This window comes from Staphylococcus sp. FSL W8-0271 (genome assembly GCF_038006605.1).
GTDB classification, from domain to species: Bacteria; Bacillota; Bacilli; order Staphylococcales; family Staphylococcaceae; genus Staphylococcus; species Staphylococcus cohnii.
In genome coordinates, this window is record NZ_JBBOVM010000001.1 from 484,700 (window position 1) to 498,793 (window position 14,094).

General features: G+C 32.6%; 11 protein-coding genes and 1 pseudogene. 10 read left to right on the top strand and 2 right to left on the bottom strand.

Annotated elements, in window-relative coordinates; genetic code table 11:
- Positions 1–79 precede the first annotated feature (79 nt).
- From NST87_RS02250 to NST87_RS02265, 4 genes and pseudogenes are all read left to right on the top strand, one after another.
- Positions 80–1,356, top strand: a pseudogene (locus NST87_RS02250) (MFS transporter).
- Between the two features lie 49 nt (positions 1,357–1,405).
- Positions 1,406–1,690 (top strand): putative quinol monooxygenase, encoded by a 285-nt coding sequence (locus tag NST87_RS02255; RefSeq protein ID WP_019470065.1) that lies wholly within the window; start codon positions 1,406–1,408, stop codon positions 1,688–1,690.
- 394 nt (positions 1,691–2,084) lie between these two features.
- Complete coding sequence (gene budA, locus NST87_RS02260) at positions 2,085–2,783, top strand: acetolactate decarboxylase (RefSeq protein ID WP_019470066.1); 699 nt, start codon at positions 2,085–2,087, stop codon at positions 2,781–2,783.
- 432 nt (positions 2,784–3,215) lie between these two features.
- Positions 3,216–5,132 carry an FUSC family protein gene (locus NST87_RS02265; protein ID WP_340721276.1) on the top strand — a complete coding sequence of 639 codons (1,917 nt, stop codon included), beginning with the start codon at positions 3,216–3,218 and terminating at the stop codon, positions 5,130–5,132.
- A 143-nt stretch (positions 5,133–5,275) separates the two neighbouring features.
- Here the strand turns inward: NST87_RS02265 and NST87_RS02270 are convergent, their stop codons facing one another.
- Together NST87_RS02270 and NST87_RS02275 are read right to left on the bottom strand one after the other, a co-directional pair.
- Entirely contained in the window at positions 5,276–6,487 is a 1,212-nt protein-coding gene (locus NST87_RS02270) for a hypothetical protein (protein ID WP_040029775.1), read from the bottom strand.
- Complete coding sequence (locus tag NST87_RS02275) at positions 6,468–7,643, bottom strand: hypothetical protein (protein ID WP_019470069.1); 1,176 nt, start codon at positions 7,641–7,643, stop codon at positions 6,468–6,470. The genes NST87_RS02270 and NST87_RS02275 overlap by 20 nt, the downstream gene beginning before the upstream one ends.
- Before the next feature lie 178 nt (positions 7,644–7,821).
- On the opposite strand from NST87_RS02275, the gene NST87_RS02280 reads away from it, so the two are divergent.
- The 6 genes from NST87_RS02280 to NST87_RS02305 all read left to right on the top strand — a co-directional run bounded on the left by NST87_RS02280 (position 7,822) and on the right by NST87_RS02305 (position 14,023).
- Positions 7,822–8,235 (top strand): DUF2188 domain-containing protein, encoded by a 414-nt coding sequence (locus NST87_RS02280; protein WP_019470070.1) that lies wholly within the window; start codon positions 7,822–7,824, stop codon positions 8,233–8,235.
- Between the two features lie 296 nt (positions 8,236–8,531).
- Positions 8,532–9,227, top strand: a complete 696-nt coding sequence (locus tag NST87_RS02285) for a GTP pyrophosphokinase (RefSeq protein ID WP_019470071.1) — start codon at positions 8,532–8,534, stop codon at positions 9,225–9,227.
- A 93-nt stretch (positions 9,228–9,320) separates the two neighbouring features.
- Positions 9,321–10,046, top strand: coding sequence for a MerR family transcriptional regulator (locus NST87_RS02290; RefSeq protein ID WP_340721278.1), 726 nt, complete (start codon positions 9,321–9,323; stop codon positions 10,044–10,046).
- Between the two features lie 157 nt (positions 10,047–10,203).
- Positions 10,204–10,887 (top strand): GntR family transcriptional regulator, encoded by a 684-nt coding sequence (locus NST87_RS02295; RefSeq protein ID WP_019470073.1) that lies wholly within the window; start codon positions 10,204–10,206, stop codon positions 10,885–10,887.
- Positions 10,888–10,921: 34 nt separating this feature from the next.
- Positions 10,922–12,472, top strand: a complete 1,551-nt coding sequence (gene gntK, locus NST87_RS02300; protein WP_019470074.1) for a gluconokinase — start codon at positions 10,922–10,924, stop codon at positions 12,470–12,472.
- A 192-nt stretch (positions 12,473–12,664) separates the two neighbouring features.
- A complete protein-coding gene (locus NST87_RS02305) occupies positions 12,665–14,023 on the top strand; it encodes a gluconate:H+ symporter (protein WP_019470075.1) in 1,359 nt (452 codons plus the stop codon).
- Positions 14,024–14,094 lie beyond the last annotated feature (71 nt).

A 14,094-nucleotide genomic window follows, 5' to 3' on the forward strand; every position in this document is an offset into this window, starting at 1 on the left:
ATTTCATATTGTGGTATATCTAGGCACACAATAGGTCATATGATGACTAGTGAAATAGGGAGAGAGTGTGGGTAAAAAAATGGAACAAAAAAGAACAAATATAAGATGGTATTTTGCTATTACGTTTTTCATTATAGGTGTAATTGCTTATATGGATAGGTCAAATATTTCCATTATTGCAGGACCTATGATGGAAGATTTACATTTGACGAAAACACAGTTTGGTTTATTAGCATCATTTTTCTCGTTAGGGTATGCGTTGATGCAAGTACCTTCAGGTTTTTTGGCAGAAAAATTTGGCTCTAAAAAAATGTTAACAATTGCGCTCGTATGGTGGAGTGCTTTCACGATTTTAACTGGTGTTGTTAAAAATCATGGTTTATTATATGCTGTACGTTTTTTATTTGGTATAGGTGAGGCACCTATGTATCCTTCGAATGCAGTGTTTAACTTATTTTGGTTTGCTAAAGGTGAAAAAGGACGTGCTTCGAGTGCATTGTTAGCGGGTTCATATTTTGGACCAGTGATTGCACCTGTAGTTACGATTGCTATCGTTAATATGTTTGGATGGCAAGCTGTATTTTATATTTTTGGTGCTATTGGTATTGTCATTGCATTATTATGGATTATTATTTCAAAAGATTTACCGGAACAACATAAAATGGTAAATGAAGCAGAAAAAAATATATTATGGAAAACCGTGATATCATAAAAACTGAAAAAAGTAACGCGCCGTGGAATATCTTCTTAAGAAGATTTAGCTTTTATGCATTGGCTGCACAATATTTTGTTGTACAATTTGTTGTGTCACTATTCTTAATATGGTTACCTACATATCTAACGGAACAATATAATGTCAAATTAACCGACCCTGATATGGCTTGGGCAGCAGGTGCACCATGGATTGCTATGTTCTTATTAATATTATGTGGCGGTGCAATCTCTGATAAGCTATTACAAAATGGAAAATCAAGATTTGTTGCGAGAGCGTCCATTGCAATCATCGGTTTTGTGGTATTTTGTATCTCATTATTCATGTCAATTCAAACAAACAATTTAGTAGCAAATGTGCTGTGGTTGTCATTATGTTTAGGCGGAATAGGAATTGCTACAGGAATGAGTTGGGCGGCAGCTACAGATTTAGGACGTAATTTTTCTGGTTCAGTATCTGGCTGGATGAATTTATGGGGCAATATCGGTGCTTTGCTGAGTCCTTTATTAGCAGGTATGATGGTTGATATTGTTGGTTGGACAGTGACATTAGAATTAGTTATTATCCTAGTCGTGTTTGCAATAATTATGTGGTTTTTTGTTAAACCGGATCAACCGTTAATCATTGAAAAAGAAGAACTTTAATACTCTTATAAACAAACTTTGCAAGAGCGATTATCTCAGGAGGTTATATATGATTTTAGTAACTGCAGTAATGAAGATTAAATCAGAACATAGAGAAAATTATTTAGCAGAGGTTGAACGCTTAGTCATTGCAGCAAATCAAGAAGCAGGTGCATTATATTATGCGCACTTTGAAAATACAAATGAACCTCAAACTTTTGCTTTTATAGAAAAATATAAAGATCAAGCTGCATTAGAAGCACATAATCAATCTGAACATTTTCAAACATTTTTTAAAGAAGTAGAAACTTATTTACTTGAAGCGCCTAAAATAGAAGTTGCTACAATTAAATAATTAATAAAATAAGCGTATAGAAGATAAACATCTATGATTAACGCATAAGCGCCCGTTTCAAATTCAATTGAATAGAAACGGGCGCTTTCATTTTTTTGAAATATTGAAGCGTATTAACTGAATATTTTCCTATGATGGATGTCATCTTGGTAAAACGAAGTTGACGTTTATTTATAGTTTGAATCGATATATATAAATGAAATCAAAGTGTGTTTTATCATAGTTTTAAAATAAAGCATATAAGGTTGATATCGAGAAATATTTAGGTTTCATTAATGCTTTGTGAGCACAAAGTTATTGAAAAACACAATTATATTGTATAATAATATGTTGTGAATTATTGTGAATAGTGAAATTCTTTAAAAAAGATACTGATATAAGGAGAGAAAATATCATGCTATATCAACATGGCACGCTCGGTACATTGATGGCTGGATTATTAGATGGCACTATGGAAATGAATGAAATTTTAAAACATGGTGATTTAGGTATCGGTACGTTAACAGGATCAGACGGTGAAGTTATTATATTAGATGGCGTCGCTTATCATGCTGATGCACATGGTAATTTCAAACAACTAGAAGGTAGTGAAATGACCCCTTTTTCTACGGTCACACCATTTCAACCGGATGTTAGTTTTGAAGTGAGACATATTACTGATTCTGAATATGTATTAAATCAAACCAAAAGCCACGCTGCCAGTGAAAACTTATTTTTTGCGGTTAAAATATCTGGGAAATTTGAAAACGTACATGTTAGAATGATGCCAAAACAAGAAAAACCGTATACTAAACTAATTGAATCGGCTAAACAACAACCAGAGTTTCATTATGATCAAATTGAAGGTACGATCGTTGGTTTTTATGCACCAACACTTTTTCATGGCATAGCTGCCGGAGGTTTCCATTTACATTTTGTAGATAGAGATAAAACAATAGGTGGACATGTATTGGATTTTGAAATGAATCATGGCGATGTAGAAATAAGTAATATTGAAACACTTGAACAACATTTCCCAGTAAATAACGCGACATTTTTAGAATCTGATATTGATTATTCAACAGTGCACGAAGACATCAAACAATCAGAATAAAATTACTCGTTAAAGTAGAATATAGTAATGATTAAACATATTCATTATAACGATTTGTAGGAAATGCCCTAGCAGAAACCAATAAAAGTGTTAAAATAGTTTAGTAATCGTTAATTAAAATGTATCTGATTTCTCAACCAAAATTTGTGAAATGAACTATTTTACAATGTACTTCCCCAGTTGTAGATTTATGTATTTGATAAAGTGAGCTGAAGGATAAATTAAATATCTTTAATATTGTATAAAAGCAAAGTATTTATATTTAAAGCTATGTATAACAAGTTTTTCACAAAACAAAATGACCTTAACGGAGACGGGACTATGAGATCGAAATATAAATTTTAGATTTCTAACCCGTCTTTTTTATGTTTTCCATCAAATCAGATGAAATATCATTGTTAAAATAAAATAAAAAGGAGAGGTGAATCGCCATTGATTAAATATTTAAAGTCACTCACAAAATTTAATGCTATGAAAATCGATGTTGCTAAAGGTATTAGACAAGCGATACTAATGTTTTTGCCATTAATGATTGGTTATTTAGTCGATTATTTTTCAATCGGTCTATTAATTTCAACAGGTACGTTAGCACATATTTATGTGTTTGGCGGTACGGCAAAGTCTAAACTTCGTACAGTATTTTTTACTTCAATAGTATTTGCATTATCGATGATGTTAGGCACGTTGACCGTCAATCAACCCATCATATTTGGTATTTTATTATTGATTGTAGCAGTAATACCATATTATGTATTTAGTTCATTAAACATTCCTGGACCATCATCAACTTTTTTTATTGTGGCATTTAGTTTGCCAATTAATTTACCAGTTGCTCCAGATGAAGCATTAATAAGAGGTGTTTCAGTATTTATCGGAGGTTTATTAGCAACATTTGTAGTAATCGTGGTGATTTTACTTTCAAAAGAATCAGCTGAAGTTAAATCAATTAAAAATGATTATAATATTATAAAACAATTAGTTTATAATTTTGATGATCCAAAAGCATTTTCAAAAGCATCCCGATTTGCTGTGACTGCTTTTAGAAATACTGATAACCAACTCATCACTGCAAGTTCTGCCAAATCTCAAAAGTCACCACAATTCCAACGTTTAATATTGCTACATATTATTGCACAAGGTATACATTCAGAATTACTGGAATTAAATGAAAAAAATGTACGGCCTTTACCTCAAGATATTAAATTGATGGTAGACTACGTAATCAATTTAGTATATACGCAAGGTAAGACAAATAAAACATGGACTCGCCAAGTTGATATTGATGAAGCTTATCAAAAACTTGTAGATAATATATTCAAAGTTGATGCCATAATGAATGCAAATGATGCACAACTGGAACACGAAGTGGATATACGTGTACCTATTTATGGTCATCGATTAGTTACGAATTTAACAATAGATTCATTTGTCTTTAGAAATACTATACGCTATATCGTTATTATGGCAATTGCGATTTTTATCGCATTGATGTTTGATTTTGACAAAGCATATTGGATTCCACTTAGTACGCATACAGTATTATTAGGTTCAACTACATTACACAGTTTTGAACGTGCTGGATCAAGAGGTATCGGTACGATTATAGGTGTACTTGTACTGTCATTAATACTATTGTCTACACCACCTGTACCTATCGCTATATTACTCCTTGCGGTTGCAGCAGGTATAACAGAAATATTCGTTGGAGCAAATTATTCATTTGCAGTTATATTTATCACAATCCAAGTTATATTATTAAATGGTTTAGCATCGAACCATCTCTCGATTTTAATAGCACTTCCACGAATTATTGATGTGATTGTTGGTATTATTATTGCTGTTGTTTCGCTACTGATCATAGGTAGAAAGACTGCTTCTTCAATGTTACCAGGCACGCTTGCTACAGTAGCTCGTAATGAAGCAGTGTTATTCCATTATTTATTTTCAAGCAACAAATACTCATCGAGAGAGCGAGATAAAAAAGAAATGTTGCATTTAAGTGTTCAACTAAATAATATGAAACAAATATATAATAGTGCGAATGGTGAAGTATTTAGTAATAAAAGGGTTATACAATACTATTATCCTAGTATATATGCACTAGAAGAAATCAGCTTTATGCTGACGAGGGCATTAAGTAATGAAAAACGTTACCATATTAATGATGAAACCATGGGAGAGTATTTGTTAGTATTTGAAAACATTGCTAAACACTTTGAAATCGGTTCTAATATCAATGTTCAAGAAATGGCAACTTTACCACAATACATGCACATTAGAACTTCTTTAATGAGTATTCAACATAATTGTCAAAATGCAAGACAAGCAAATAAATCACCTCATGAATAATGCAAAACAAGCCAATGTTACGGTAGTTAATATCCGATGACATTGGCTTGTTTTATATTTAAAATTTAATGAAGTGTTTTGTGAAGTCTTTACAAATATGGAAAAATAACAATGCTCTAATAAGCATTGCTACTTTCCGATATCTAGTTGGAATCTTGTTGTTTTCTAGCTTTTTCTTCTTCTTCTTGTCTTTTTTCCTTTATATCTAATTGTGCTTTTCTTTGTTGTTGTTCTTGTTGTTGTTGTTCTTTATGCAATTGCTTGTATCGCTGTTTTTGTCTATATCCGTAAGTACTTTCAAGTATGAGTGCTTCATTATTTAGACCAACACCTATTGCACCAGCTACAGTCGAAATTGATGCAGCAAACCAAGCTAAGTTTAGGTAAGTTGTTAAACCTGCAGATGTTTTTAATTGTAATGCTTGACCTAAATAATCTGAGGGGAGCACAATTAAACTTGCAATCAAAAAGAGTGAGAACAAAATAAAGTAATAAATAATAACTGAAACAGTTAAAGTCATCGTTGTAGTTAAGTTGTATAAGGTAGTGATTTGCTTATTCGTGCTCTCTTTTTTTGATTCCCATAAATTATGTGCAATGATCATCCAAATCATCATACCGAAAATTGCTACAAGCATCATTAATAACAAGCGCCACTCAGAATATACAAAGCTCAAATTCCACATTGTCGTAAAAATGATTCCAAAGGCACCTGTAGTGAATGCAATTGCCACAACATTACTTAAGCTTTTTAACATGTTAAATGGGTTGTTTGCAAATGTCATACCACTAACAAGACGAAAAATACCTTTAGACTTGGACGATACGTAGTATTGTGTATGTTGAGAGGTAGTATTTTCAAAGTAAACAGTTCGTGATTGTAAATTTGATAAAGGAAACTGCGCATTCATCAATGACATAGCGTCATGATTATTGTTAATTTTTTCAGAATGCTTAAATTCATCTATTGCCTTTAGAATAGCCAATATAGAGTTTTGAATTCTTTTTTTGATTGGACGCCATCCATAAGCAGGGATAGAAATTAAACTAGCACCATTTTGTCTATTGATATCAATGGCAACTACTTTTTGTTGTTCAATCATCGGTAGGTCAGTGAGTCCAATTGTAAAATGCCATTGATTATGCTCTTGATAATCAGCAATTTTACTGAAAATTTGTTGGACGCTTTCTGCTGAACCAGTCAAAGGATCAATAATTGTATCGATTTCCCATTTAACTGAATGCTTATATTGCTCACTAAGGATGTGGGGCAAATCAATTTCAAGATTACGCGCTACTTTTTCAGTGACGCCCGGTGCAGCAATAATACCTATTTTAGCCGTTGTTGTGTTCATTTAATCCCTCCTCATGATGTGATTGTTTTTCGCCCTTGTAGTAATCAGCTTTTGCATATGCGCTAGAGCTATCTTCATCTTCTTGTTCCAGTGATTTAGATCTATAGTATTGTCTAAAAGAATACGTCACACGTTTAATTTTTTCAGCATTTTCAACAGTGGATCCCATAGCGCCAGCGAGTATACCTAATGACGTAATAAACCAAATTAAGTTAATATAATTTAAAATAGTTGGATGCTCACTGTTTAATGATGTCCAATTTGAAAACAACTCGGGAGGTACAAATAATATTGTACTTAGAGATAACAAGATATATAGTACTATAAAATTTAAAAAGGTGATGGTCAATAAGGTTGTGAAGGTCGTGATGTTATAAATAAAGCGATAAAGTTTTTGTGTATTAGCGCTAGGTCTTTCCCATAATTTATAAGAATAAATTAGCCAACCAACCATGCCTAATACAGATAGTAACATCAGTAAAATATACCGCCAATAACTATAATCAAGACTGATATCCCAAGGTGTAGAAAATATTGCTATATAAGTTCCTGTGGCAAATGAAACAGATATGATTTTTTTAAAATCAAAAATGGCAGACCAAGGTTCATTGGCAAAAGTCATGCCACAAATCAAATGAAGCCAACCTAAAAATGTAGATTTGGCAATGATACGGGATCTATAATTTTCATTATTATCCTTAGGTATGACTTCTTTAAATTGAGTCAATTTAAAATGCTTAAAGTTTAAAGTGTTTTTGTTTCTACCAGAAGAATGTAAATATTCAATAATAAATATTAAGCACTGTCTTAATTTCTCTTTTAACTTAAAGTTTCCCAACGCTGGTAATGATAAAAGTGCTGTTTTAGTATCGAAATCAATATCACATAATGCACTTTTATTTTTAGAAAAATTAGGTAAATCCGTAATACAAATTGTATAATCCCAATTTTTTTGTTGTTTCATATTGGATGCAATATCCAAAACTTTATCCATATGTTCTGCAGTCCCAATCATAGATGCAACGTGTATTTCAAATTGCCATTCCACGCCATTATCTACATGTTTTGTGAAATCTTTTGGGAGCTCTGAATAAATTTTGTTGATTAATTTATGAGGCATGTCAGGAGAAGGGATTAAGCCAATGGATAGATTCATGTTAGTTAAACCTCCTTTTATTTAACACTGATTCTTACTCATCATTCCCTTTCAATTAATGAACAAATCATAGTTGTCTTAAATATTTATATCATTTTTAATGCATTTATTTAGTTTGTTAAAGGAAAAAAGAGGTAAAAGAGAATTAATATAAGTTTGAATATGGAGGTTTTATCACATGCCTTGGACGATGGAAGATTATCCACAAAGTTGGAAAAATATGGAAAACTTGGAAAGAAAAAAAGCAATAGACATTGGAAATGCAATGCTTAAAGATGGATATCAAGAGGACAATGCGATTCCAATCGCTACGAAACAAGCTGAAGATTGGTACAAAAATGCGACTGAAGATGAATTGAAAGCGTTGAAAAATAAAAAAATCACTGTTCATGAACGTGATCAATCTGTAAATCCACAATTAAATCATAAAGATGTTCATGTCTATTATGAGAATAGTGAGTGGAAAATAAAGTCTGATGGTGCGAAACAAGCTACGGATAGCTTCGATAAAAAGGCAGATGCTATGAAGCGAGCACGTAACATTGCAGATAATAGAAGGACTCAGATTATTGAACATAAAATGAACGAATAGTGTGAAAAAACGTGAAGGCGAAGCTGAAAATGTATTTGATTTAGTAGAATAGAGACTTTTGTATGTATAAGTGAAAAAAACAAAACATGTCAATTGAAGTAGTTGGCTTTAAAACAAACAATAGGCAGCTATGGATTTTATGAGCTCGAACAGCCGAAACTGAAAAATGCCCTTTCACATATCAAGTAATCTCTGACTCGAACCATTCATTGATAAATATTCACTGTATTGTTTCAAGTAGTCTTTAAATTTAGCTATAATGTTTGGAAAGAGATGAATTATTGGAGGTACGATTTATGTACATTGAACGTAAATCAACGTTGAATATGGATGATTTGAAAGAAGAATTTAAAGAGAGTTTATCATATATAAATAATTATGAAGAAGCATTTGAAATGGTCATTGATTTTGTTGCTTTAGAGCAATTATATTCATCCGCACTAAAAGAAATTAGCACTAAACTTGATATTTTAGACGATCATTTTCAACAATTGTATAAACATAATCCGATCCATCACATGGAACGTCGTGTTAAGGAAATGAGAAGTCTGATTAAAAAGTTAGATCGAAAAGGATATCAAATCAACACAGCGTCAGCGAAAGCATATATTTATGATATTGCAGGTATAAGAGTTATTTGTAATTATATAGATGATATTTATGTTATTGAAGAATTATTGTTAAAACAGGCGGATGTTCAGTTATTAAAACGAAAAGATTATATTATGAATCCAAAAGATAACGGTTATAGAAGTTTGCATATTGTAGTGTCAATACCGGTGTTTTTAGCGAATTCTGTAGAAAAAGTACCGGTAGAAATTCAAATTAGAACAATAGGTATGGATATGTGGGCGAGTTTAGAACATAAAATACGTTACAAAAATAATAAAAATACAGAGGATTATAGAGAAATTTTAAAACAATGTGCCAATGAAATTACAACTGTTGAAAGTAAAATGCAAAATATTCATTCCGAAATTTTTGAGAATTAGAGTCTTAAACAAATATTATGCACTAAAAACGAATGTTACACTTGCTCGTTACGTTAGGTCACCATGTATGATTAACGTCAAGGAGGTTATTTTATGACACTATATCAAACAGGAGAACTAGCAAAGCATTGCAATGTAACAGTAAGAACGATTCAGTGTTATGATAAAAAAGGACTCTTACAATCGATGCCATCATCAAGTAATGGTAGACGATTATTTGACGAACAAAGCAAAGTAAATTTAGAAATTATCTTAATATTGAAATCGATAGGTTTTTCATTGAAAGACATAAAAATATTACTAACAGACGACAAAAAGTTACAAGCAGTAAAAGTTATGTTACATCAAAAGAAAACTGAAATTAATGAAGAAATTGAAAAATTGAAACTTACTGCTTATCAAATGAAACAACTGGAAAGCAGTATCAGTGAAGATGCGCAAGCACCTATTGAAAAATTGATTAACACACATAAATATGTCATTCAAAATCAGCGTGGCATGACGTTATACATGCCACTGCTATATAAGCTGAGTCCTGCGAGCATAATACAATATACATCTATCATCGCTAGCGTATTATTAAAAAAATGGATGCCTTTTTTATCAACATTACCTATTCTAGTAATTTATGCTGGCATTATGACAAAAGCGATATATCAACGTGTGAGTTATTTATGTCCGAATTGTCAACAAATATTTAAACCTAAATTGTCGACGTGGATGTTTGCTGCACATACACCTAAAACTAGAAAATTACAATGCCCGCATTGTTACCAAACACATCATTGTGTAACAACGTTAAAAACAGGAAGTCATTAAAATGAAAAAAATCGGTATGTCGAGTGAAAACTTGATATGCCGATTTTTTATGGAATTTGGAGACGCTCCGTATAATTGCAAGCGCTTGCAATTATACGGAATGTATATTACTATACTTGTATACAAGTATATCGATTGAGTGGAGAGGTGAAGTCGTTTGGAATATATTTATCCAGAACAATGGCTTGAAGGTGTTTCTAAAGGTGAAATGATTGCTTCGGAAATACGTTTAAGAATTGTTGATGGCATGATTACACCAGACACATTGTTAACTGAAAACCAAATTGCCAATGAATTTAATGTGAGTCGTTCTCCAGTAAGAGATGCATTTAAATTATTAAAGCAAGATCAGTTAATTCATTTAGAACGAATGGGTGCCTACGTTTTACCTTTTAATGATAATGAAAAAAAAGAACTGTATGATTTAAGAATTATGCTAGAATCATTTGCTTTTAATAAGATAAAAAAAGATAATCATGAGCAAATTGTTAAAGAAATGCGGAAACAACTAGAAATGATGAGAGTTGCTGTTAAATTTGAAGACGCAGAGGCATTTACAGAACACGATATGAAATTTCATGAAGTGACGATATTAGCTTCTAAACATCAGTATCTAAAAACATTTTGGAACAATTTGAAGCCAGTGATGGAAGCGCTTATCTTGTTATCCATGCGCAAACGTATGACTGAAAATCCGGTTGATTTTGAACGAATTCATCATAATCATGAAGTGTTTATCGATGCGGTTGCAAAGCAAAGTGCAACAAAACTAAGAGAAGCATTTCATTTGAATTTTGATGATGTTGGCGAAGATATAGATAGTTTTTGGATGAAAGAGTAATTGTGAAACAAGAGGTACAATAGGAGGAAAAACTATGAAATACATGATAGGTGTTGATATAGGTACGACAAGTACAAAAGCAGTGCTTTATGATGAAAAAGGGCAGTTTATTATGAAACATAATATTGGCTATCCTTTGCATACACCAAATGTGGAGGTGTCAGAAGAAAATCCTGATGAGTTATTTGATGCAGTATTGATGACGATTAAATATGTTATGAGGGAAGCCAATGTTCATAAAAATGATTTGAAATTAATTTCATTTAGTGCTCAAATGCATAGTTTGATTGCAATGAATGCAAGTCATCAACGATTAACTGAGAATTTGACTTGGGCAGATAATCGTGCGACAAAATATGCAGAAATGATTAAAGACAAATATGACGGTGACGCGATTTACAGTAGAACAGGTACGCCTATCCATCCAATGTCACCTCTATCTAAAATATTTTGGATGAAACACGAACAACAAGAAATATATAATCAAACAGCGATGTTTGCAGACATTAAGACATATATTTTTTATCAGTTATTTGAAACCTATGTGATTGATCAATCGATGGCTTCATCTACTGGCATGTTTAACTTAGAGAATTTAGATTGGGATCAAGAAGCATTAGCGTTGTTAGGCATTCGTAAATCTCAATTGCCTGAAATTGTGCCGACAACACATATATTAAAAGGGATGAAACGTCGTTACGCAACATTAATGGGTATTGACGAAAATACGCCAATTGTTGTAGGTGCTAGTGATGGCGTATTGTCAAATTTAGGCGTAAATGCGTTTAAAAAAGGTGAAGTTGCTGTAACCATTGGAACTTCTGGCGCCATAAGAACAGTAATAGATAAACCACGAACAGATTATAAAGGTAGAATTTTCTGTTATGTTTTGACGGAAGATCATTATGTCATTGGAGGACCAGTGAATAATGGAGGTGTGGTATTACGATGGCTACGTGACGAATTATTGGCGAGTGAAGTGGAAACAGCAAAACGTTTAGGCGTTGACCCATATGATGTACTGACTAAAATTGCTAATCGTGTTAAACCGGGCGCAGATGGGTTGATATTCCATCCATATTTAGCAGGTGAACGTGCACCATTGTGGAATGCAGATGCACGAGGTTCATTCTTTGGCTTAACGCTAGCTCACAAGAAAGAACATATGATTCGAGCAGCGTTAGAAGGCGTTCTTTATAACCTTTATACAGTTTATTTAGCATTAGTCGAAGTAATGAATGAAACACCGTCCACGATAAAAGCAACGGGAGGGTTTGCTAAAAGTGAAGTGTGGCGTCAAATGATGGCAGATATCTTTGATACGAATTTAATCGTACCAGAGAGTTATGAAAGCTCATGTTTAGGCGCTTGTGTACTTGGCATGAAGGCACTTGGTGAAATTGAAGATTTTTCTATTATTGAAGAAATGGTGGGTACAACAAATCAGCATCGTCCAAATCAAGATAATGTGAATGTTTATCAAAAACTCATTTCAATTTTCATCAATTTAAGTCGCTCATTAGAAGAACGCTATGCTGAAATCGCTACGTTTCAGCGTGAACATGTGGTTGAAGATAAATCGTAGATACGATTTATTGGTACAAACTGAGTGAATGATAAGCTATAAATAAAAATATGTAAATTCCATTTAAGGCTATCATTTCATTCAGTTTAAAAAATTTAAAATTTTAAACATTTAAGTAAGCGTTATCATTGAGAGGGCAAGCCCTTTTGATATTATGAACGATTATGTTAAGTGTTAAAGGGGAGAACAATTATGTTTGAAACAATTTGGCCATTAATTACAGTGGTTATAGGTATCGTTGTATTATTATCATTAATCATTTTCTTGAAGTTAAATACATTTATATCATTAATTATTACATCTATTATCACTGCTATTTTACTCGGAATGCCGTTAGATAAAATTATAGAAACCATTGAAAATGGTATGGGAAGTACTTTAGGACATATTGCTCTAATTTTTGGTTTAGGTGCGATTTTAGGTAAACTATTGGCTGATGGTGGTGGTGCTACACGTATTGCCGATACATTGATTAAAAAGTTTGGACACAAACACGTACAATGGGCAATGTTGATTGCAGCCTTTATTGTAGGTATAGCGTTATTCTTTGAAGTAGGATTAGTACTATTAATACCATTAGTATTTACAATTGCAAAACGCGCGAATGTATCACAATTAAAACTTGGACTTCCTATGGTTGTAGCACTATCTGTGACACATGGATTCTTACCACCACATCCGGGACCAGTAGTAATTGCTAAAGAACTACAAGCTAATTTAGGTCATGTGTTACTTTACGGTATAATTATAGCAATACCTGTTACCATTATTGCAGGGCCATTATTTAATAAAGTGGCACAAAAAATTACGCCAACTGCTTATCAACGCGAAGGTGATATCTCAGCTTTAGGTGCGCAAAAAGAATTTTCAGAGTCTGAAATGCCTGGATTTGGTATCAGTTTACTAACTGCAATTTCACCAGTTATTCTTATGTTACTTTCTACAATTGTTCAGTTAGTGACGGGTAATGAAGAAGCGACAAATGGCTTTGAATCCTTCATTTACTTTATAGGTACTGCTGGTACAGCGATGTTAATTGCCGTTTTGTTTGCAATTATAACAATGGGTGTCAGACAAGGTAGAAAAAATGCTGAAATCATGGATTCTGTATCAAACGCAATCTATCCTATTGGAATGATGATTTTAATTATAGGCGGCGGTGGTACTTTCAAACAGGTACTGATAGATGGTGGTGTTGGTGACACAATAGCTAAAATGTTTGAAGGTACTGAAATGTCTCCTATATTACTAGCATGGGTAGTTGCAGCCGTTTTAAGAATTGCTTTAGGCTCATCTACAGTAGCCGCAATTTCATCAACAGGCATTGTATTGCCATTACTACAATCATCGGACGTGAATGTTGCATTAGTAGTATTAGCAATTGGCGCAGGTAGTGTTATCTTATCTCATGTGAATGACGCAGGCTTTTGGATGTTTAAAGAATATTTTGGTTTAACTGTTAAAGAAACGTTTCTAACTTGGTCATTACTTGAAACGGTTATTTCTGTTTCAGGACTAGTTTTTATTTTTATATTAAGTATCTTTGTATAATAAAATCACATAAAAACACATATAAATGGGTGTGTGTTACGAAATAGAGTCTGGAACATAAAGTTCTTGAA

What these genes read in the sequence shown, in the direction of transcription:
- NST87_RS02255 (WP_019470065.1), top strand. Translation starts at nt 1,406, where the DNA reads ATGATTTTAGTAACTGCAGTAATGAAGATTAAATCAGAACATAGAGAA.
- budA (WP_019470066.1), top strand. Translation starts at nt 2,085, where the DNA reads ATGCTATATCAACATGGCACGCTCGGTACATTGATGGCTGGATTATTA.
- NST87_RS02270 (WP_040029775.1), bottom strand. Translation starts at nt 6,487, where the DNA reads ATGAACACAACAACGGCTAAAATAGGTATTATTGCTGCACCGGGCGTC.
- NST87_RS02275 (WP_019470069.1), bottom strand. Translation starts at nt 7,643, where the DNA reads ATGAATCTATCCATTGGCTTAATCCCTTCTCCTGACATGCCTCATAAA.
- NST87_RS02280 (WP_019470070.1), top strand. Translation starts at nt 7,822, where the DNA reads ATGCCTTGGACGATGGAAGATTATCCACAAAGTTGGAAAAATATGGAA.
- NST87_RS02285 (WP_019470071.1), top strand. Translation starts at nt 8,532, where the DNA reads ATGTACATTGAACGTAAATCAACGTTGAATATGGATGATTTGAAAGAA.
- NST87_RS02290 (WP_340721278.1), top strand. Translation starts at nt 9,321, where the DNA reads ATGACACTATATCAAACAGGAGAACTAGCAAAGCATTGCAATGTAACA.
- gntK (WP_019470074.1), top strand. Translation starts at nt 10,922, where the DNA reads ATGAAATACATGATAGGTGTTGATATAGGTACGACAAGTACAAAAGCA.
- NST87_RS02305 (WP_019470075.1), top strand. Translation starts at nt 12,665, where the DNA reads ATGTTTGAAACAATTTGGCCATTAATTACAGTGGTTATAGGTATCGTT.